The sequence below is a fragment of the Candidatus Xianfuyuplasma coldseepsis genome, from assembly GCF_014023125.1.
Taxonomy (GTDB): domain Bacteria; phylum Bacillota_I; class Bacilli_A; order Izemoplasmatales; family Izemoplasmataceae; genus Xianfuyuplasma; species Xianfuyuplasma coldseepsis.
Map to the genome: position 1 here is coordinate 812,780 of NZ_CP048914.1, position 21,963 is coordinate 834,742.

22 protein-coding genes and 1 riboswitch are annotated in these 21,963 nt (G+C 37.8%); of the genes, 7 read left to right on the forward strand and 15 right to left on the reverse strand.

The window, feature by feature from the left end; genetic code table 11:
* Positions 1-7: 7 nt before the first annotated feature.
* Complete coding sequence (dusB, locus tag G4Z02_RS03800; RefSeq protein WP_258878536.1) at positions 8-991, reverse strand: tRNA dihydrouridine synthase DusB; 984 nt, start codon at positions 989-991, stop codon at positions 8-10.
* Between the two features lie 112 nt (positions 992-1,103).
* Between dusB and hslO the strand changes: the two genes are divergently transcribed.
* Positions 1,104-1,982 (forward strand): Hsp33 family molecular chaperone HslO, encoded by an 879-nt coding sequence (hslO, locus tag G4Z02_RS03805; RefSeq protein WP_258878537.1) that lies wholly within the window; start codon positions 1,104-1,106, stop codon positions 1,980-1,982.
* A 260-nt stretch (positions 1,983-2,242) separates the two neighbouring features.
* Here the strand turns inward: hslO and G4Z02_RS03810 are convergent, their stop codons facing one another.
* From G4Z02_RS03810 to pyrR, 5 genes are all read right to left on the reverse strand, one after another.
* The gene (locus G4Z02_RS03810; RefSeq protein WP_258878538.1) at positions 2,243-3,124 is read right to left on the reverse strand and encodes a carbohydrate kinase family protein; all 882 of its coding nucleotides are present in this window, start codon (positions 3,122-3,124) and stop codon (positions 2,243-2,245) included.
* Between the two features lie 76 nt (positions 3,125-3,200).
* Positions 3,201-4,541, reverse strand: a complete 1,341-nt coding sequence (gene glnA / locus G4Z02_RS03815; protein WP_258878539.1) for a type I glutamate--ammonia ligase — start codon at positions 4,539-4,541, stop codon at positions 3,201-3,203.
* Between the two features lie 125 nt (positions 4,542-4,666).
* Entirely contained in the window at positions 4,667-5,218 is a 552-nt protein-coding gene (locus tag G4Z02_RS03820) for an ANTAR domain-containing protein (protein ID WP_258878540.1), read from the reverse strand.
* A 32-nt stretch (positions 5,219-5,250) separates the two neighbouring features.
* Positions 5,251-6,492 (reverse strand): serine hydroxymethyltransferase, encoded by a 1,242-nt coding sequence (glyA, locus tag G4Z02_RS03825; RefSeq protein WP_258878541.1) that lies wholly within the window; start codon positions 6,490-6,492, stop codon positions 5,251-5,253.
* A complete protein-coding gene (gene pyrR, locus G4Z02_RS03830) occupies positions 6,485-7,003 on the reverse strand; it encodes a bifunctional pyr operon transcriptional regulator/uracil phosphoribosyltransferase PyrR (RefSeq protein ID WP_309544599.1) in 519 nt (172 codons plus the stop codon). Before pyrR ends, glyA begins: the two co-directional genes overlap by 8 nt.
* A gap of 95 nt (positions 7,004-7,098) precedes the next feature.
* On the opposite strand from pyrR, the gene G4Z02_RS03835 reads away from it, so the two are divergent.
* Positions 7,099-7,785: a hypothetical protein gene (locus G4Z02_RS03835; protein WP_258878543.1), complete on the forward strand. Its 687-nt coding sequence runs from the start codon at positions 7,099-7,101 to the stop codon at positions 7,783-7,785.
* 33 nt (positions 7,786-7,818) lie between these two features.
* On the opposite strand, the gene G4Z02_RS03840 is transcribed toward G4Z02_RS03835, so the two are convergent.
* The 9 genes from G4Z02_RS03840 to G4Z02_RS03880 form a co-directional block, all read right to left on the reverse strand.
* Entirely contained in the window at positions 7,819-9,177 is a 1,359-nt protein-coding gene (locus G4Z02_RS03840; RefSeq protein ID WP_258878544.1) for an NCS2 family permease, read from the reverse strand.
* Between the two features lie 67 nt (positions 9,178-9,244).
* Positions 9,245-9,346: riboswitch (purine riboswitch) on the reverse strand.
* Between the two features lie 55 nt (positions 9,347-9,401).
* On the reverse strand, positions 9,402-10,043 hold the full coding sequence (locus G4Z02_RS03845) for a TIGR01906 family membrane protein (RefSeq protein WP_258878545.1): 642 nt from the start codon (positions 10,041-10,043) through the stop codon (positions 9,402-9,404).
* A gap of 18 nt (positions 10,044-10,061) precedes the next feature.
* Complete coding sequence (gene purB, locus G4Z02_RS03850; RefSeq protein ID WP_258878546.1) at positions 10,062-11,357, reverse strand: adenylosuccinate lyase; 1,296 nt, start codon at positions 11,355-11,357, stop codon at positions 10,062-10,064.
* Positions 11,354-12,205: a bifunctional methylenetetrahydrofolate dehydrogenase/methenyltetrahydrofolate cyclohydrolase FolD gene (gene folD, locus G4Z02_RS03855; protein WP_258878547.1), complete on the reverse strand. Its 852-nt coding sequence runs from the start codon at positions 12,203-12,205 to the stop codon at positions 11,354-11,356. Before folD ends, purB begins: the two co-directional genes overlap by 4 nt.
* Positions 12,205-12,723: a flavin reductase gene (locus G4Z02_RS03860; protein ID WP_258878548.1), complete on the reverse strand. Its 519-nt coding sequence runs from the start codon at positions 12,721-12,723 to the stop codon at positions 12,205-12,207. The genes folD and G4Z02_RS03860 overlap by 1 nt, the downstream gene beginning before the upstream one ends.
* Positions 12,724-12,823: 100 nt before the next feature.
* Positions 12,824-14,314 carry a carboxypeptidase M32 gene (locus tag G4Z02_RS03865; protein WP_258878549.1) on the reverse strand — a complete coding sequence of 497 codons (1,491 nt, stop codon included), beginning with the start codon at positions 14,312-14,314 and terminating at the stop codon, positions 12,824-12,826.
* Positions 14,315-14,356: 42 nt separating this feature from the next.
* Positions 14,357-15,310 carry a DUF4097 family beta strand repeat-containing protein gene (locus G4Z02_RS03870; RefSeq protein ID WP_258878550.1) on the reverse strand — a complete coding sequence of 318 codons (954 nt, stop codon included), beginning with the start codon at positions 15,308-15,310 and terminating at the stop codon, positions 14,357-14,359.
* Positions 15,258-15,629: a PadR family transcriptional regulator gene (locus tag G4Z02_RS03875; RefSeq protein WP_258878551.1), complete on the reverse strand. Its 372-nt coding sequence runs from the start codon at positions 15,627-15,629 to the stop codon at positions 15,258-15,260. Before G4Z02_RS03875 ends, G4Z02_RS03870 begins: the two co-directional genes overlap by 53 nt.
* Before the next feature lie 73 nt (positions 15,630-15,702).
* Positions 15,703-17,376: a formate--tetrahydrofolate ligase gene (locus tag G4Z02_RS03880; protein ID WP_258878552.1), complete on the reverse strand. Its 1,674-nt coding sequence runs from the start codon at positions 17,374-17,376 to the stop codon at positions 15,703-15,705.
* Between the two features lie 146 nt (positions 17,377-17,522).
* Between G4Z02_RS03880 and G4Z02_RS03885 the strand changes: the two genes are divergently transcribed.
* From G4Z02_RS03885 to G4Z02_RS03905, 5 genes are read left to right on the forward strand one after another with little or no spacing between them, the layout of a single operon-like run.
* Positions 17,523-18,356, forward strand: coding sequence for a prephenate dehydrogenase (locus G4Z02_RS03885; protein ID WP_258878553.1), 834 nt, complete (start codon positions 17,523-17,525; stop codon positions 18,354-18,356).
* Positions 18,353-19,624 carry a 3-phosphoshikimate 1-carboxyvinyltransferase gene (gene aroA / locus G4Z02_RS03890; RefSeq protein WP_258878554.1) on the forward strand — a complete coding sequence of 424 codons (1,272 nt, stop codon included), beginning with the start codon at positions 18,353-18,355 and terminating at the stop codon, positions 19,622-19,624. Before G4Z02_RS03885 ends, aroA begins: the two co-directional genes overlap by 4 nt.
* A 5-nt stretch (positions 19,625-19,629) precedes the next feature.
* A complete protein-coding gene (gene aroB, locus G4Z02_RS03895; RefSeq protein ID WP_258878555.1) occupies positions 19,630-20,628 on the forward strand; it encodes a 3-dehydroquinate synthase in 999 nt (332 codons plus the stop codon).
* 8 nt (positions 20,629-20,636) lie between these two features.
* Positions 20,637-21,725 (forward strand): chorismate synthase, encoded by a 1,089-nt coding sequence (gene aroC, locus G4Z02_RS03900; protein WP_258878556.1) that lies wholly within the window; start codon positions 20,637-20,639, stop codon positions 21,723-21,725.
* Positions 21,713-21,961 (forward strand): chorismate mutase, encoded by a 249-nt coding sequence (locus G4Z02_RS03905; protein ID WP_258878557.1) that lies wholly within the window; start codon positions 21,713-21,715, stop codon positions 21,959-21,961. The genes aroC and G4Z02_RS03905 overlap by 13 nt, the downstream gene beginning before the upstream one ends.
* Positions 21,962-21,963: the final 2 nt, after the last annotated feature.

Sequence of the window (21,963 nt, forward strand, 5' to 3'; positions counted from 1 at the left end):
GAAGGACCTAATGTGGTCCTTCTTTTCTATGATTCTGATATTCTTCGATAATTTGTAGTAAGTCATCTTTGGTTGAAACTTGGGATAATGCCTTGCGAACATGACTAGCTCCTGGTAATCCTTTTACATACCACGGACCATGATTACGCATCTCCAGCATTGCTACTTTTTCTCCTTTTAAAGCGATTAACCGCTCCATATGGTTCGACATACGGTGGAATCGTTCCTCGATTGAAATATCTCTATTGTAGGTTCCTGTTTCCAAATATTGGACCGTTTGTTCCACAAGCCAAGGATTTCCAAGGACGCCACGACCAATCATTACAGCATCACATCCCGTTTCTTCTAACATTCGTTTGGCATCCTCTGGTGTCGTTATATCACCATTGCCAATGACTGGAATATCAACAGCATCTTTAATTTGTTTGATGTAGGACCAGTCTGCCTTGCCACTATACATTTGCTTCCTTGTACGAGCATGAACAGCGATCGCTTTAGCTCCAGCCTTTTCGCATATCTGAGCGATTTCCACGGCATATATTGTATTCTTGTCCCACCCAATTCTCATCTTTACAGTAACTGGTTTTTCAACCGCTTCAACAACGGCCTTTACTATCGTATATATCTTTTGTGGATCTAATAAAAGTTTGGCACCCGCATCACTCTTAATGACTTTATTAACGGGACAACCCATATTTAAATCGATGATATCACAATTGGAATGTTGATCTATGATTTTTGCTCCTTCAACAATGGTTTCTAAATCTCCACCAAAAACTTGCATTGTTAACGGGCGTTCTTCATCCACAACTTCGATCATCTTAACGGTTTTTTTGTTGCCGAAAGTCAGTGCCTTATCACTAACCATCTCTGCATAAATAAGACCTGCACCAAACTCTTTCATGATGGTTCGAAATGCGATATTCGAAACACCTGCCATCGGTGCAATAACAACTCTATTCTGTAGTTCTATATCCGCAATTTTAAACATTGAATCACCTCGTTGTTTCGTAAGTTATATTGTACACAATGGAAATTTAAAATGCAAATACTTAATCCTTTCAATTTTCACGTATTTTGGGTATAATATGTGCGGTGATATTATGAAAGATTATTTAGTTAAAGCACACGCATATGATGCCACAGTACGCATTTATGCAGCCAGTACAACAACACTGGTAGCACACGCTCAAGACATTCATGGATTATGGCCCACTAGTGCCGCTGCATTTGGACGCTTATTAACGGCAAGTGTGATTATGGGTGCCATGTATAAAGGGGACCAAGAACTAACTATACGTGTCGATGGTGATGGCCCAATTGGTGGTATGGTTGCAACGACTAATGCGCATGGTGAAGTTCGCGGATATGTAGGTAATCCTCGCGTATTTCTACAGTACAACTCTGGTAAATTAAACGTGGGACAAGCAGTAGGAAATGGCTTTATTCACATCACAAAAGACTTAAAGGTAAAAGACATGTTCACATCATCCGCGGAGATTCAAACTGGAGAAATTGGAGACGATTTTGCATACTATTTTACAGCTTCTGAACAAATTCCTAGTGCCGTAGGACTCGGTGTCCTCGTAAATGACGACAACACCATCCTATCAAGTGGTGGATTCATTCTTCAAATTATGCCTGGATGTTCCGAGGAAACAATCGAACAAATCGAAACGATATTAAAAGACATCAAACCAGTTAGTGAAATGATTCAAGAAGGATATAAACCAGAAGATGTCATTCGTGATTTAACTAACAATGAATACAAACTTCTCGAGCACCTTGATTTAGAATACAAATGTGATTGTAATCGAGAAAAGTTTGAAAAAGGATTGATTAGCTTAGGTGTGGCAGAACTTGAAACATTCCTTGAGGATGAAGACCCCATCGAAACATCTTGCCACTTTTGCAATACAAAATATCATTTTTCAAACGATGATATTAATCAATTAATCCATGAAATTAAGTCAGCGAAATAGTGCTGGCTTTTTTATTTAGAAAAATCACACTCGAATCCCATATTATAGTTATTATAAATATAAAAAAGAAATAAAGTCCTGAAAATATATAGGGTAAACTGGATGGGAAATGGCCATATAACGCTATCAAATAGTAGGTAGAAATGACTATCATATGCCTAAAGTCAATTTGTTTGTTTGCGAATTATATAGATTCCTTATTTGTAATTTTTCGTTATCACAATTACTTATTTACCCCTTAGCCTACTCAAAAAGGAGTGTCACAATGACACTCCTTTAACGATTTTTTCGATCACTTCTTTTGTATATTTTTTATTATACAAATCATAACTTGTACAAGACATCGCACCACATATTGATCCAAAAACTAACGACTGTTTAATATCGTTTGTTTCCAGATACTTTATCATCATCCCAGCAACAAAACTATCGCCAGCACCATTGGAATCCACATATGTAAAATCAGTATATCCTTTTAATTCAAATACTTGTTTATGATCCATTGCAACAAGTCCTTTTGATCCATTTGTTATAACAACAAACTCTTTTCCTAGTTCAATATACTTTTTGAGGAATTGTCCATGATTTGGAATAGATACCCCACTTGCAATTAAAATATCGGCTACATCAATAAAGTCTTGATGATATGGATTTCCTTCATCGTAATCATGAATATCTACAACGATTGGAATATCGATGTTTTGTAAGAATGGAATATACTGTCTACAAAACTCGTTAATATTTAAGAAGACAACATCCACAGTTGTGATTATGTCGTAAAATTCATGTGGTATAGGTGGGATTTGTGTCCCAACCGATGTGAAAATACTAATTCGTTTCCCTTGGGAGTGCATAATGTTTGTATGCGCAGTGCATTTATCTGTTTCAACAGGTACTACATGAATGGTAGTTGTTTCAAAAAACGATTCAATAATTGGTCGATATTCATCGTTTCCTAAATCGGTAATGAGCGTAACCTTAGAGCTTAAAACGTCTAAAGCAAGAGCCTTTCCGGCTCCGGTACCACCGATATTTGTGGATACATTCGTTGCCCACAAGCTCATATCATCAGCTATGGAATTAATTTCTGGAACATGGATTAGTGTATCGACACTACATCCTCCAATAACAAGACTTTTCATCGTAATCACCAGTTAAATTATACACTGTTTTTGCATGAAAAAAAGAAAAACCGTTTTTCACAAACGGTTTTTTTTGTTACATTACTTTCAAGTAGCGTTTGATTTCCCATTCTGTTACAGATGTCCGGAAATCATCCCATTCTTGTTGTTTTGCCTCGATAAACTTTTCAAAGACATGTGCACCCAAAGCCTCTTTTACTACGTCGTTTTTCTTAAGTTCTTTGACAGCGTCTTTTAGATTTTCTGGTAAATTGACAATGCCCATTGCTTCGCGATCATCACGAGATAGTTCATATAAGTTAATATAAACGCGATCAGTAGCTTCTAGTTTCTTCTCAATTCCCTCTAATCCACTTGCTAAAATAGCTGCTAATGCTAAGTAGGGATTTGCACTTGGATCGACACTACGGATTTCAGTTCTAGTAGCACGTCCTTTTTTCGCTGGTATACGAATCATTGCACTGCGGTTCGCATCACTCCAAGAAACGTAGCAAGGTGCTTCATATCCTGGTACTAGACGTTTATACGAGTTTACAGTTGGGTTTGTTACAGCAGTAAATCCACGTGCATTTTTCATAATTCCTGCAATCCATTGTTTTGCAACATCACTTAATCCAATTTCACCTTTTGGGTCATAAAATGCGTTATTTCCATCTTTATCACTTAGTGAACAGTTGGTGTGCATCCCAGAACCATTGATTTCAGAAATTGGTTTTGGCATAAATGTCGCATGTAATCCATGTCTTTTCGCAACATTTTTAATGACTAACTTAAATAATTGAAGATTATCACTTAACCGAACGACATCATTATACTCAAAGTTAATTTCATGTTGTCCGGGTGCTACTTCATGATGTGCAGCTTCCATAGTGAATCCAATTTTTTCGAGTTCTAGTACAATATCCCGACGACAATCTTCTGCCCCATCTACTGGAGCAAGGTCGAAATACCCACCATTATCATTAAAATCAAGTGTTGGTTCACCGTTTGCATCTAATTTGAATAAGAAGAACTCGGGTTCCACACCAACGTTAAATGCACCAAATCCAAGAGACTTCATTTTTTCGACGTTGCGTTTTAGAACATAACGTGGGTCGCCTTCGAATGGTTCTCCGTTTGGTAGATAGATATCACAAATCAAAATTCCCACTTTACCATACGTTGTCTGTTCCCACGATGAGATCAACCATGAGTCATAATCAGGATATAAATACATATCCGCTTCCTGAATACGAACAAATCCGTCAATGGATGATCCATCAAACATTACCTCATTGTCTAAAGCTTCTTCCAGTTTATTTCCTGGAATTTCAACGTTCTTAATAACCCCGTTGATGTCTGTGAAACACAAACGAACGTATTTCACATTTTCTTCTTTGGCATTCTTTAAGATTGCCTCTTTGGTCCATGTTGCCATAATTTCCTCCTTAAAATATAAAAAATGATGCCAAAAAATGCTGCGTCAGCATTGACATCATTTAATTTCTATTCCTTGTTTTACGAGACGTCCTTGTCTACAAACCAATTATAAATAAGGGGGTACTAAATGTCAATCTTATTTTCGATGATAAGGTTTACAAGACGACGTTTTGAAACCCGTAAATCCATTGCTTTTTTCTGAATAAATTGGTGGGAATCCTCTTCAGATAGCCCTTTATTCATTAACACTCGTTTTGCCTTATTTGTTAGAAGTATTGTTTCTAGACGTTCTTTTGTATTGTCATTTACAGATTGTAAGCGACGAATTTCTTTCATGTATTTCGCTACCAATTTTATTGTAACAGGTAATTCTACTTCCATCGTGATTTCATTCACTAAGTTGAAAAACAAATCATGATAGACATTATACAGTTGTCCAATGGATGGGGTATTGGTAATGTAGATAATTGGTATCGCTTGTTCGATAATCAGTCGTTCAATAAAGATCGGTTTGTTTGGGACATCGTTGCGATGGGACAAAATGATTGCATCGTATTGCTTTACGGTATTGCGTTGAAGATGGTTTACGAAATCACCCTTGATTCCGTGTTGATTTAGCAATCGTTCAATTTGTTTGTCAAGATGTCCATTTCCGTTGATAATTGCGACTCGCATATGATCACTCCTTTGTGATTAGAGTCTAGACATTAGTATGGTAATGGATATTTGGTTGTTAAAGTACTAACTTGGGAACGTACTCCTTCTAAAATGGTGTCGTCTTCTGGGTTCATCAGTGTATCGTAGATTAGTTTTGCAACAACTTTCATGTCGTCTTCGTTAAATCCTCTTGTCGTTACTGCAGGTGAACCGAGACGTATTCCTGAAGTAATGAATGGTTTTTCGGTATCATTTGGTACGGTATTCTTGTTGCAAGTTATATGAACGCGGTCCAGTAGTTGTTCCGCATCTTTTCCCGTTAATCCCGTTAATGATTTCACTTCGACTAAAATTAAATGATTATCGGTTCCACCCGAAACTACATGGAATCCAAAATCCTGCAGCTCTTGTGCCAATACTTGAGCATTCTTAGTGACTTGAGATTGATACGTCTTAAACGATGGTTCAAGCGCTTCTTGGAATGCAGCTGCTTTGGCAGCAATCACGTGCATTAATGGTCCTCCTTGAATTCCTGGAAAGACGACACGATTGATTTGTTTATACAGTTCAAAACTATTGGTTAGAATAATGCCCCCACGAGGACCTCGCAATGTTTTGTGGGTGGTGGATGTGACAATATCCGCGTAATCGCATGGGTTTTGGTGTAAACCAGCGGCGACTAGGCCGGCAATGTGGGCCATGTCGACCATAAATTTGGCATCCACTTTATCACAAATTTCTTTGATTCGCTTAAAATCAATTGCTCGAGGATAGGCACTTGCACCAGCAACAATTAATTGTGGTTTCTCCTTTAATGCAAGCCGTTCTAGTTCATCATAATCAATTTGCTCGGTCGTTCTGTCGACTCCATAACTAACAAAGTGATAATCAATCCCACTAAAATTTAGGGGGTGTCCGTGGGTTAAATGTCCTCCGTGATCCAAACTCATACCAAGAACCGTATCTCCTGGTTTTATGATTGCACGGTATGCACCCATGTTTGCAGTGGAGCCACTGTGAGCTTGTACGTTCGCATATTTAACCTTAAACAGTTTTTTTACGCGATCTCGGGCTAGATTCTCGGCCATATCGACAAACTCACAGCCGCCGTAATATCGACGTCCTGGATATCCCTCCGCATATTTATTGGTTAAGACACTTCCTTGTGCTTCTAAAACCGCTTCTGAGACAAAGTTCTCCGATGCGATTAATTCAATATGTGATTGTTGTCGTTGTTTTTCTAGTTCAATTGCTTCATACAACGCTTGATCTTGTTCTTGTAATTTACTCATTTGGTGATTCCTCCAACTGATAGATATATACGCCTGGTTGCTCATGAAACTCAACACGTACTTTTTCACTGGCACTTGTTGGCATATTTTTACCAACGTAGTCCGCTCGTATTGGTAATTCTCTGTGTCCCCGATCAATTAGTACCGCTAACTGGATCTTTGCAGGTCGACCCAAATCAATGATTGCATCCATACTTGCTCTGGCAGTTCTTCCCGTATACAAGACATCATCAACAATAATGACAACATTGCCTGTAAGGTTCACGTCAAGTTTGGTAAAATTCTCATTTTTGACATCATCGCGGTATCCAGATATATCCAATGAGTACACCGGGATTTCAACTTCTTCAATTGCCTGAATGTTTTCTTGAATGGCTTCTGCGAGAGGAACCCCGTTTCGTAATATACCAACGAGTACGACATCATCTAAGTTATTATTGCGTTCAATGATTTCATGAGAGATGCGACGAATCGTTCGAATCATCTTATCTTCTTCAATTAGTTTACGCATTGCAATCACTTCCTTGTTCATATGAATATTGTAGTAAATAATCCGCCAGTTGTAAACTATTTAATAAGAGATTATAATGTTATCAAGGTGATGCTATGAATAAACTGTTTTTCAAATTCTCATTATCACTCGTATTACTAATCAATACAATTATATTTATTGTATTTTTTCCGTCATTAATTGATGTCGTAGAAGAATGGTTATTTCCATTATTCTTCATTTACTTTATTCTTGATTCGTTCAGTGTCATGTTCCCACGATTTAACGATTCGATTTACAGTAGTAAGATGGAAGCCTCAAAATTTATGGAAGTCCCTGATTATGATCAAACAAAATTAAAAGAATTAGCAAAACACAACAATAAAATTTCCATTATTATCTTTTTCCTGTACGCTTCACTCATAATTTGTATAGGGTTTTTATACAAATTCATCGATTTTTTGGATGAAAAGTACATTTATCTCGTATTTTTTGCATTAAATTTTGCCGATTATTTTTGTATTATGATTTGGTGTCCATTTCGAAGCTGGTTTTTAAAGAATACTTGTTGTAATACATGTCGCATCAGCAACTGGGATCGAATTATGAAATTTTCAATATTGATTTTTATTCCAAATATTTATACCATTACAATTTTTATTCTTGGTGTTCTTATTTTTCTATACTGGGAATACAACCACTTCCGTTACCCCGAACGATTCTATCGAATTTCAAATCAATTGTTGTGGTGTACCAATTGTGACAAGGTAACTTGTGGAAAGCAACACAAAAAAAAGGACTAGCCTGAGCAAGTCCTTTTTGTTTAAATATATTGTTTAGAATCCGGCGGTTGCTTTTACGACAAAGTATACAACAAACACAACGGATAATACCCACATTTCAATACTAACTTCTTTATGACGTTTCGTTATCAACATTGTGAGTGGATAGAATACAAATCCGACAGCAATACCTTCAGCGATTGAGTAGGTTAATGGCATTACTAAGATAACTAAGAATGCAGATACGGCAATAACTGTATCGTTCCAATCGATGTCTTTTAACTGAGATGCCATTAATACACCAACCATAATTAATGCTGGAGCAGTAACGGCTGCAGTAACAACACTTAGTAATGGACTAAAGAACATGAATACGAAGAAGAATAGTGCTGTAAATACAGAGGTTAATCCTGTTCGTCCTCCAACTTCAACACCAGCTAGTGATTCGATGTATGAAGTAGTAGAAGATGTTCCGGAAATTGCTCCAATTACAGTTGCCGTTGAATCAGCTAACAATGCTTTACCACTGTCTTTTAATTCTCCAGTTTCATCCAATAATCCTGCGCTATGTCCTACAGTAACAAGTGTTCCTGCAGTATCGAAGAAATCAATAAACAATAATGCAAAGATTACAATGAAGAATTGGAAATCCCAAACACCATCAGTGAACCCTTTAGTGAATTCAAAGAAATACGGTGCAGGTGGCGCATCAACAATTCCTGTAGGTAATCCTACTTGTCCAAAGATAATTCCAACAATTGAAGTAATGACAATCCCGTAGAGGATCGCTCCACGAATTTTTAACACGTACAATCCGACTGTAACGAGTAATCCAAATACAGCAAGAAGTACAACAGGGTCTGATAAATCACCAAGACCAACTAATACGGCAGGATTATCAACAATTAATCCAGCATTTTGGAGTCCGATAAAGGCGATGAAGAACCCAATACCAGCACCAATGGCCAATTTCAAGTTTTTCGGAATCGCATTAATGATTCGTTTCCGTAATCCTGAAAGACTAAGAAGAACGAACAATAATCCAGAGATTAAGATTCCAGCGAACCCTTGCCAAGGTGAATACCCAAGTGTTACAACAACGGTCCATGTGAAGAACGCGTTCATTCCCATACCAGGTGCTAATGCAACTGGGTAATTTGCATACAACCCCATGATTAATGTTCCGGCGATTGCTGCGATTGCTGTTGCGGTGAAGATTGGTCCCCATTCCAAACCTGTGAGACTGATCATTGTCCCTGTACCTGTTCCATCATCAACTAATCCTTGTAAAGTAGTTGGATTAACGAATAAGATGTACGCCATTGCCAGGAAGGTCGTTAGACCAGCTAAGAACTCGGTTTTAACCGTTGTACCGTGCTCTTCCAACTTAAAAAAGTTCTTTAAAAAATCCATTAAAAAATCCTCCAATTTTTGTGTGTTTGGTTGTATTATACACAATCTAAAAGAGGAGAATATCCTTAAAAAATAAAAAACGGATTATAGTCCCAACGTTTACGGTGTCGGGGTAGAAACAATCGAACCCTATTATCGATCATATATAATACCAACCAGTTTTAAGTGTATCGAAACTTGAACAATTGTTCAATAGTGTGAAAACACTTTCATAGAAAAAGACGCTAGTTTAGGCGTCTTTTTACAATTTTTTCATTTAGGAGATAGATTCCAGCAATCGATCCACCGAATAATAGTAAGATAATCAAACCACTTACCATCCAAAAGCTCTGTGGCAATAACAGTATCAATACATCATCCCAGTATAATAACCAGTCATCATTGGTAAAGAACAATTCGTGAAAGATGCGAAATGTCGTATCGAAATCAATGATGACGGCTCCACCGACAAATACGATAAAGGCAATTGGTCCAAACGGCATGACTTTTAGTGTTTTATACAGTTCTTTGGGATCTTTCTTATACTGATAGAATAGCAAGCCTGATCCAACTATCAGTGAACCCAAAGCAACAAGTCGTAAGGTAGTGTATAAGTTTTTCACATCAACCATGTGACTGATTTCGGTATCCCTCATAATCGTGGAATCATCATTTTCATCCATTCCGAATTCCAAATCATCGTATTGATAGTTTAAGTATCCCATAATCCGTTCAATTGCATAATCATGATCGTACTCAATTAATGCATGGGATGGGTAAATCCCTTTGGATAGACGTAAATAGGTTTTTGTAGTAAGTAAACTAGCAAACAACATTACAAGAAAAATTGGTATGGTAATGTTGATAATTATCCGTGTAATTCTCATGATGCCTCCTTGTGTAGGCTACCGTATACCTACTCGTTTAAATATAGTGTCGACCTGGCGAAGGTAGTACTCAACGGTAAACAACTCATCCAACTCTTTGTTATTGATATAAGATAATATCATCTCATTCGCATGAAGCAACTCTTTAAAATCCATTTGCTGTTGCCATGCTTTCATTGCTAATGGTTGTACGGTATCATAAGCCATTTCTCGGGACATCCCTTTTTCAATCAACGTGGATAAAATACGTTGTGAAAAGATAACCCCTTTTGTGATGAAGATATTATCATACATTCGACCAGGGAACACCGTTAGATTCTCTAAAACTCGTCGATATCGATGTAATGCATAATCAGTAATCATCATAGCATCCGGGAAAATAACACGTTCAACCGAAGAATGTGATATATCTCGTTCGTGCCATAACGGTACATTTTCATAGGCACTTACCATGTATCCACGGAGAATTCGAGCAACGCCGGTTATGTTCTCCGAACTAATCGGATTGCGCTTATGGGGCATAGCACTTGATCCTTTTTGTCCTTTGTTAAAGAACTCCTCTACTTCACGAACTTCCGTTCGTTGAAGATGACGGATTTCAAGCGCGATTTTCTCCATAGAAGCACCGATCAATGCCAATTCGGCCATATATGCCGCATGGCGATCACGCTGCAAAGTCTGGGTTGAAATATTGGTAGACCCGATACCGAGTGCTTGACAAACATAATCCTGTATAAATGGTGGTGTATTAGCAAAATTACCTACTGCACCACTGATTTTTCCAACTTCAAGCCCTTGTCGGACTTCTTTAAATCGTTTAATATGTCGGGTAAACTCATCATACCACAAGGCCCATTTTAAGCCAAACGATGTGATATCTGCGTGTATTCCATGGGTACGTCCGATACAAGGAATATCCTTGTATTGTAACGCCTGCTTCTTGAGAGTTTCATGGAATGCTAGAAGATCTTGTTCAATAATGTCATTAGCCTGTTTATATAAGTATCCTAAAGCTGTATCAACGACATCGGTACTTGTTAAGCCATAATGAACCCATTTCTTTTCTTCTCCAAGGGATTCACTAACACAACGTGTGAAGGCGACAATATCGTGTTTGGTTTCTTGTTCGATTTCTTGAATGCGTTTTACACGAAAGGTTGCCTTATTTCGAATCTTGTGTACATCCTCTTTAGGAATAGTACCAAGTTCACTCCATGCTTCTAAGGTTTTGATTTCAACTTCTAAATAAGCCTGGAACTTCGCTTCTTCAGTAAATAGACGATGCATCTCATCTCGACGATATCGCGAAATCATGGCTTTACTATCCTTTCAAAACATTCTAAGGTATTTTGCAATAATGATGTAATCGTCATAGGACCTACTCCTCCAGGTACAGGAGTGATATAGGACGCTTTGTCTTTAATCGCTTCAAAATCACAATCCCCTACAAGTTTTCCATCAACTCGATTGACACCAACATCAATGACAACAGCCCCTTCTTTTACCATATCGGCAGTAACGGTGTTGGCACGTCCTACAGCTGCAACAATGATATCAGCACGAAGACATTTTTCCTTCAGATTTTTGGTTCTACTATGGGCGATTGTCACGGTACAATGTTCTTTCATCAACAGCATAGCTGCGGGTTTTCCCACAATATTACTACGTCCGATAATGAGGGCATCTTTACCTTGTAGTTCAATGTTTTTACTATGCAACATCGTTAAGATTCCTTTCGGTGTTGCGGGTAGAATGGCGGGTCTCCCAAGATGCATATAAGCAACATTCAACGGATGAAATCCATCCACATCTTTGGTGATATCAATTGCATCGATGACTTTATTCTCATCAATATGTTTTGGTAGTGGTAATTGAACTAATACACCATGAACCTCATCGTCATTATTTAATGTTTCAACAATGTCTAATAATTCTTCTTCAGAAATGGTATCGGGTTTTCGAATGACTGTACTATGGATCCCCGCTTTCGTACAAGCACGTTCTTTCCCCCGTACGTAACTCTGACTTGCAGGATCTTCCCCAACGAGTACAACCGCTAAATGGGGCACTTTCCCATATTTTTCTTGTAGCGCTAATACATCCAAACGAACTTGTTCTCGTACATCTTTGGACAATGCTTTTCCACTAATAATTTCACCCATTATTCTTCTCCTTCTATCTGATACGTATCAATAATTTCACCATAATACACCATATGGAAGTTATTATTCGGATAGTACCGATCTTTTACCTGTTCCATAATAGCGTTTGGCTCCAAAGCTTGTCGATAAATAATTTTACATTCATAATGTAATTCACATTGTTGAATGACTGGGGTTTCGACTTTTCTACCTTTTACCAAGGTAAGATCTAAGTCTTTGATCTTATCAGTTTCTCGTGCTGATTTCGTACCACAGTATGCCAGTTCTTTCTTCATCGTACCAAATTTTGGAACACTTATCGTAAATTCATCAGTATATTTTAAGTAATTGTAGGTTTCTCGTGAATACCGGACATAAATCGCATATACGGGCTTTCCCCAAATGATATGAATTCCACCCCAAGCGATGGTCATCGTATTGATCCGTCGTCCTTTTTTGGTGGTTAGAAATGCACCTTTTGCCAATTGGTTCAACATTGTGTCGCTTTCGCTATATAAGGATATATCAATATACTTCATACGAACACCTCCAAGACTATTATAACATTAAACATACGCATGTATAGAAAAAAAGGCAACCAATCTATCTGGTTGCCTTTTGGCTATTTTTAGCGGTTTACTAGAAATATAGTTCCGTATATTTTTCTTTGAGATATTCTACATAATATATTGGATTAAACGGTTCACCTGTGACGTCGAGAATTAATTCAGCAGGGGTTTTGGATTGTCCAAATTGATGTATTTTTTCTTTTAGCCAATCATTGATCGCTTTGATGTTGTTGTTGCGAACTAAATCATCAAGATCCAAATCCTGCTTCATCGCATGAACAAATTGTGCCGCGTATGCGGTTCCTAGTGCATAGGTTGGGAAATACCCAAACAATCCAGCACTCCAATGGACATCTTGTAATACACCTTCGGCATTCGTTGGGGGTTCAATACCTAAATATTCAACCATCTTTTGATTCCAAACTTCTGGTAGTTCGTCCACTTCAATCTCATTACTAAACAGTTTTCGTTCAATTTCATAACGAATCATAATGTGTAGTGGATACGTTAATTCATCGGCCTCAACACGAATTAGTGACGCTTCGACCTTGTTGGCATTACGGTAGAAATCATCCGCCGTTATATCTTTTGTTTCTTCTGGGAAAATCTCTTGAAACTTAGGATAATGCGCTTCCCAAAATGCTTTACTGCGGCCAATAACATTTTCATAGAATCGTGATTGGGATTCGTGAACACCCATGGATGCTCCACCATTGAGTCCCGTATCATTCCATTTATCATCCACTTGTTGTTCATAGGTCGCATGTCCAAGTTCGTGAATAGCAGCAAAAATGGATGAAAATACGTAGTTTTCCAAATATCGCGTTGTAAATCGAACATCGGATGGATGTGTGTTCCATGTAAATGGATGTACACTCTCTTTCATCAACCCTTTGGTTCGATCAAAGGCTAACACATCAATCAAATAATCACAGAATTCCTTTTGTTTTTTAGGATCAAATGAATTTGTAGAAAAGTCTTTCTTAAGCGGTTTTCCATCTTTTAAGACTTTGTGTACAAACGGAACAAGTTCTTTGCGTAACGTATCGAAAAAATGGTCGTATTGTTTCATTGTCATTCCTTCTTCAAAGTCATCGAGCAAGACATCATAATCTTCCATATCAAGTTCATAATAGGAGACAAATTTGCGATTATAGTCCACTAACTTTGCTAGATTGTCTTTGAATAAATCCCAATTGTCTTGTGCTTTTGCATCTTCCCAAAGACGTTGCGATAAATTGACAAGTTTATTGTATTCAACAAACTCATTTTCTGGAATTTTAACCATCTTATCCATGTCTTTTTTAGCACGTTTAATTTCTAATTGCATATGCTTATCAAGTTCATCTAATCGCTCATATAAGCCATATACCGCTTGTTTAAATTCGTCACCTGTACGTAGTTTAAACACTTCTTGAGATAGAACTGCCAACATTTCAGCGCGACGTTGAAAAGCACCTCGCGGTGCTTCTGTTTGGCTGTCCCATCCAACGACATTTATTACATATCCATAGGCTTTTAATTTCTTTTGAATTGCCTTATATTGATCTAATAATTCCATCGTATCACTCCTTGAGTAAATTATATCATGAATGAGTATGTTTTACTTGATTTTAACTTTTCCACTCAAGGTTTTTTGTTTTAATACTTGGATATTGGTTTGTTTCTGGTTTTCAATTTTAATATCACCGCTTACAGAGCGTAACGAAACTGTCTTTGGATAAAATTCTTTTCCTTTGCAATCGCCACTAACGGTTTTTAAGATCAAGTTGTCACATGTTGTTTCTTCCAATTTCAGATCCCCACTAACGGTGTTGGTATTCAAATCACCAGAAATGGCTGCATGCAGCATATGAACATCTCCTGATACCATACTGACATTACAAGATTCTAAGGTGACATCTTTCCATGCTAAATCACCACTTACTGTTGAAATATGGGCATCTTTCGCGACAACACCTGTTAGTTTCGCATCACCACTCGTTGATTTGATATGTAGTGTTTCAGTTGTAATACCGGCATATTTACCATCTCCACTAACTGTTTTTACATCAAAAGTGGTACTTTGAACTCCTTCAGGTACTCGAACGATAAATTTGACAGACTCTTTTCTCATCGAGAAATGACGTTCGCGACTATTGCGTTTTAAGGTAAAGGTTGATCCATCAAATGACGCGGTGTAATCGTCGGTGTCTTTGATGTTTTTATAATGTACTTCTATTTGATCTAAGTCATGATTCTCATATTTAATATCTTCGCTTACTAAAGCGATTTCCACGTTAAACTCTTTTGCTGTTACTGGGAATGTTTCTAATAATGTATATCCGTCCACGTTTTGTCCTCCTTTTTCAACCACGTGGGTGGCTGCGTTCTCTTTTAAATCCTGGGCTAGTTTTTCGGGATCACCAAATTTTAGATGTAATTCCTCATCGGATAAACCTTGTTCTTTAGCGGTTTCTATCATTTCTTGATGATCGTTGATGATTTCTTCAATTTCTTCTTTACTAAAGTTTCGTTTCTTCAGTTCTTTTTTCAAATCTTGCAAGAATTTCTTCATGTTTTTTTCCTCCTTTATTTAAAATCTCGTACACACCACCGATAAAGTGGTCCCATGAATCGCGTAGTTCCGCATAGTAGCGAAAGCCTTTGTCGGTTATTTTATAGTATTTGCGAGGTGCACCAACATTCGACTCTTGTAAATACGTCGTAAAGTATCCTTCTTTCGTTAGCCGGCGTAAAATCGGATATATCGTATTTTCATTGACGTCTAAATGCTGCGATATGTTGTTAATGATCATATAACCGTACATATCGTCTTGCACCAATTCAGATAACACGCAAAGTTCTATAATTCCGCGCTTAAATTGTGCATTCATATCATCATCTCCTATACCAATCATAACACACTACTGTGTCGTACACAATACCTAATTAAAAAAAAGGACTATTTTAGAACAGTCCTTTTGCTTCTCCATCTTTCGTAATGTCCATTTTTAGCGCTGCAGGTTCTTTTGGTAATCCTGGCATTGTCATCACATCACCTGTTAAAGCAACAATAAATCCAGCTCCAACAGATGGTCTAAGTTCACGAATGGTGATGGTAAATCCAGTGGGTCGACCTAGTTTTTTCGGATTATCACTTAAGCTGTACTGCGTTTTTGCCATACAAACACCTAGATGATCCCAACCTTCCCGTTTAAACTGACGTAGTTGTCGTTTTGCGGTTGTTGTAAACTCAACTCCATCTGCTCCATATACAGTTTTTGCAATGGTTTCTATTTTCGTTTCCAGTGAGTCATCTGGTGAGTACAATCGTTTGAAATGATTCTCTTTTGTATTGATTTCATATAGTACTTTCTTGGCTAAATCAACAGCACCATCTCCACCTTTCGCCCATACTTCACTACGACTGAATGGGTGATTGTGTTCTTGTAAGTAGGCTTCCAATGCTTGAATTTCAGTTTCGGTATCACTGGTAAACGCGTTAATAGCGACCACATACGGAACGCCAAAGGTTTTTATTGTCTCAATATGTTTTTCCAAATTGGTGATTCCTTGTTGCAATGCTTCTACATTTTCAAGATGTAATTCTTTTTTATTGACACCACCATGCATTTTTAACGCCCGAATAGTCGCAACAATTACAATTGCACTTGGATCAAATCCAGCTTGGAACGTTTTAATATTCAAAAACTTCTCGGCACCTAAATCAGCCCCAAATCCCGCTTCTGTTATAACGTATTTTGCTAATTTACGTCCCATATTGGTTGCAATTATACTATTACATCCATGAGCGATGTTTGCAAATGGACCTCCATGGACCAATGCTGGTGTGTTTTCCAACGTTTGAACTAAATTTGGTTTTATCGCATCTTTTAAGATTAATGCAATGGCTCCTTCTACTTGTAAATCACCCACCGTAACAGGTTTACGTTGGTAGGTATATCCAACAACAATTCGTCGAACACGGTTTTTCAAGTCTTCTAAATCACTTGCTAAACAGAGCACGGCCATGATTTCTGAAGCAACTGTGATATTGAATCCATCTTCCCTAGGTAAGCTGTTTCCCACTCCTCCTAGACCAACAACAATTTGTCGTAAAGCACGATCATTCATATCGACTGCACGCTTCCATGTAATCCGCCGTGGATCAATTTGCAACTCATTGCCTTGATGAATGTGATTGTCAATAATCGCACTAATCGCGTTGTTTGCAGTAGAGATTGCGTGAATATCTCCGGTAAAGTGAAGATTCAAATCCTCCATCGGTACAACCTGACTGTAGCCTCCACCTGCAGCTCCTCCCTTAATTCCCATAACCGGGCCAAAAGAGGGTTCTCGTAAGGCGATGATTGCATCTTCACCGATTTTGGCAAATGCCTGTCCTAACCCAACGGTAGTTGTGGACTTTCCTTCTCCAGCAGGAGTAGGGTTAATTGCCGTTACTAGAATCACTTTCCCATTATCGTGTGTAGCAAGTTTGTCCATGACATCAAGATTGATTTTCGCTTTGTATTTTCCATACAATTCAATATCGTCTTGCGATAAACCTAATGATTTGGCAATTGTGGTAATGTCCTTCATTGTAGCTTGTTGCGCAATTTGTAAATCTTTATTTTCCATCATATACCTCCTCTATTCCGTTCTTATTTTCTCACTTTTTAAAACGAAAAGCAACAAAAGCACCTAAAACGCTTACAAAATTCCTAGTAAAAAACCCGATTAAAATATAGTATAATGGATACATACCACAAAAACAGGTGATAAAAATGAAGATAGGAATCGTAGGACTTGGCTTAATTGGGGGCACATATGCAAAAGCTCTTAAACGCTATCCATATACGATTGTGGGTATGGATATCGATGAATCTGTCATCCATTATGCTCTCCAGAACAATATCATCGATATTGGAACCACGAACCCAAGCGATGTACTAGGCGATTTAGATGTCGTCTTTTTGTGCTTATATCCAAAAGCGGCTGTGTCTTTTATCCAAAAACATATCACCTCGTTTAAACGTGATGCGATTATCTCGGATGTTGTTGGCGTAAAACGATTCTTGATTGATCGATTGGATGTATACCAAAATGATGACGTTGAATTTGTCTTTGCGCATCCTATTGCAGGTCGAGAGAAAGTTGGAATAAAATACAGTGATGAAGCGATTTTCCATGATGCAAACTTTGTTATCACACCAACAAAACACAACACCTTGGAAGCGTTGAACTTAATTGAAACTTTAGCCAAACAAATGGGCTTTAAAAACGTGTCACGAATTGCCGATTATGAACACGATGACATTATTGCATATACATCGCAGTTAACCCATGCGATTGCAATTTCACTTGTGAATAGCGACACGGATAAGTACGATACCGGATTATTCATTGGTGATTCGTATAAAGACTTAACACGGATCGCTATGATTAACGAGTCCCTTTGGTCGGAATTGTTCTTAAATAATAAAGACTTCCTTTTACGTCGCATCGATGCCTTTGAAAAACAGTTGGATTTACTAAAGGATGCTTTAGCAAATAAAGATCAGGCAAAATTGGAAGAGCTAATGCGTCAATCCACGAAAAAACGAGGTGATATCAAATGAGTGATATGACCGAAATTAAGCTGTTTCCTAGTTATTTAGAAGGACCATTATCTGTACCAACATCCAAATCATTAACCCATCGTGCATTGATTTGTGCTGCACTTGCAAGAGGAAAAAGCACCATATCCAATGTCGTCTTTAGTGAAGATGTGAAGGCAACGATTGCCGCACTCCAACAAATTGGAGCGAAGTTTGAGATCGAGGATTCTACCGTTTATGTAAAGGGTGTTCGTTCGATAAGAACTCCTAGTAAAGCGATTGATTGCAACGAGTCAGGTTCAACACTTCGTTTTCTGATACCGATATTATCACTAACGAACAAACCCATTACATTCACTGGAAAACCATCTCTACTAAAACGCCCTCAATCAGTTTATCAAACTCTTTTTAAAGAAGATGGAATTCCGTTTATACATACCCCTGATGAAATAATGGTAAACGGCTCTGTTAAGGCTCGTAATTATACAATAGACGGATCGATATCATCACAATTTTTTACTGGTTTAATGTGCTCCCTACCCCTATTAAAAAAGGATTCTCACATAACCATTAAAGGTGTGCTAGAGTCCAAAGGATATATTGATTTAACGATAAACATCTTGGAACAGTTTGGAATTGAGATCCAAGAACTAGAAAACGGCTACTATATCCCCGGAAATCAAGCCTATAAGCCGTTTGATTATACGGTAGAGGGTGATTTCTCCCAAGCTGCGTTTTTCCTTGTAGGGGGAATTTTAAACGGTTCTATCACGATTGATAATTTATCTCACGAATCACTCCAGGGTGATCGGGAGATTATTGACATCATCAAACGCATGAAAGGACGTATCATATTTACGGAAAACGGCTATAGTACTACAAAATCCGAAACAAACGGAGCCACAATTGATATTTCGAATTGTCCCGATTTAGGTCCAATTGTCGCCCTACTTGGTACCTTAAGTAGAGGTACAACAACCATTGTCAATGCTTCTCGTTTACGTTTAAAAGAGTCAGATCGAATTGAATCCACGGTACATACACTACAAACACTGGGGGCAAACATCAAAACCAATGACGATGATATCATCATCTATGGAAAAGCCCAATTGGCGGGTGGTATTGTTGATTCATATAACGATCATCGCATTGCGATGATGAGCGCCATTGCCGCTTTGCGATGCGAAAATCCAGTTATACTAACACAAGCTAACGCGATACATAAAAGCTACCCCCACTTCTTTGAGGATTACGAAAAACTAGGTGGTAAATTTACCATAAAGGACTGATTATTATGTTAAAAGTTCCAGTTGTACTCCCAGGAAGAGAGTACAACATCATTATTGAACAACACTGTTTGCAACACATCAATGATTACGTTGATCCATCTCGAGAAATCGTGATTATTACCGATGACAATATTCCCAAACAATACCTCAACACAATTGCACCATTACTAGGAGATCCTTTCACTCTTTTTGTCCCTCAAGGAGAGTCCTCAAAAAGCATGGAAATGGCTCAGTTATTATGTGAAAAGATGTTGAAGGAAGGTATCACTCGTAATGCATTAATCCTTGCTCTAGGTGGTGGCATGGTTGGTGATTTGGCTGGATTTGTTGCCAGTATTTATATGCGTGGGATCGACTATATCCAGATACCAACAACGCTGTTATCTCAAATCGATTCATCCGTTGGTGGTAAAGTTGGTGTCAACGCAAGTATCATGAAAAACGCTATAGGAGCATTTAAACAACCGCAACTAGTATTAATTGATTCAACAACACTACAAACATTGGATCAACGTCAAGTAAATAGTGGTATTGCCGAAATGATTAAATACGGATTAATCGCCAGTAAATCCCTATTTAAAGCGTTATTAGAAGATGATATTCTTCCCAATATCGATAACTACATTTATGAATGTGTCTCGATAAAAAGAGATGTCGTGATTAAGGATGAGCGCGATACAGGAGTTCGACAAATATTGAACTTTGGACATACGATTGGTCACGCAATAGAACAAGCATCAAAATATCAGTTATTACACGGTGAAGCAGTCGCCATTGGTATGGTGATAATGGCTAAAAATAAGTCTTATTATAATGACTTAATACATCTACTCGCTAAATATAACCTTCCAACATCATATGAGTATGATAAAGATGAAATTTACCAGTATATAACAACCGATAAGAAAGCAACCAAAACTTCTTTGAACATAATTGTCGTTGATGAAGTGGGAAATGGCTATATTGAGCCAATTGAAATTTCCCAAATTAAAGAGAAATTGTAGGTGATTTTATGAGCTCTTTTGGACAAGTTATCCACATCAATTTGTTTGGTGAGTCACATGGGGAATCCATTGGATTGGTAATCAATAATCTCCCTGCCGGCCTTACCCTAGACAAAAAACGGATTGAGCACGCGTTATTTAAACGGCGCCCAAAATCCAATTTATCCACAGCAAGACAAGAGAAAGATCCCTATAAGATCGTTAGTGGTTACTTCAATGATAAGACCACAGGTACGCCGTTAACCATACTTATTCCAAATGAAGATACTCGATCAAGGGATTATACTCCAGAAATACTAAGACCTTCTCATGCAGATTTTACAGCAAAGGTAAAATATAATGATAGTAATGATTATCGGGGTGGCGGTCATTTTTCAGGACGCCTAACGACACCTATCGTCATTTTAGGGGCTATTTGTGAATCAATCCTCGAAGAAAAAGGTATCATTGTATCATCACACATTGCTTCCATAAAAGACATTTCCGATACGTCCTTTGCCGACATAGACATTACCGAAGATATACTTAAAAAGCTTAATCTAAGCGACTTTCCAGTTGTCAATTCAACAGTAAAAGCGAAATATGAAGCACAAATTTTAGATGCCAAGCATAACCTTGACAGTGTAGGTGGAACCATTGAGACAATGATTCACGGAATCCCTGCTGGGTATGGCTATCCCTTCTTTGACTCTGTAGAAAGTATTCTCGCTCATCTACTGTTTAGTGTTCCTGCTGTAAAAGGAGTCGAATTTGGAAAAGGATTTGCCATTACAAAGCTATTTGGTAGTGAAGCAAACGACTCCTTTATTCTAGAAAACGGCCAAATTAAGACCTCATCAAATAATAGTGGTGGAATTCAAGGCGGTATCTCAAACGGTATGCCAATCACATTCAAAGTCGCCATAAAACCCACTGCATCGATTGCGAAACCGCAAAAAACTGTAAACATTGAAACGATGGAAGAAACAACGTTGGAACTAAAGGGACGACATGATCCTGCCATTGTTCATCGTGTTATCCATGTCATCAATGCAATTACGAACTATGCTGTATTAGAACTAATACTCCGAACGGAGGGCACAAAATGGATCGGTTAAAGGCCTTACGTAGCGAGATTGATGATCTAGATCAATCCATTATGGAATTGTTAGAAAAACGAATGGACATAGCCATTGAAATTGGTAACTATAAACAATTAAAAAATATTACAGTTTTCGATTCAAGTAGAGAACAATCAATATTAGAAAAAGCGTCCACATTTAGCCATTCTCCACAAATATCAAACATCTATAAAGCAATTATGAAGGAGAGTAAATCCCTACAAAGGAAGTAGGT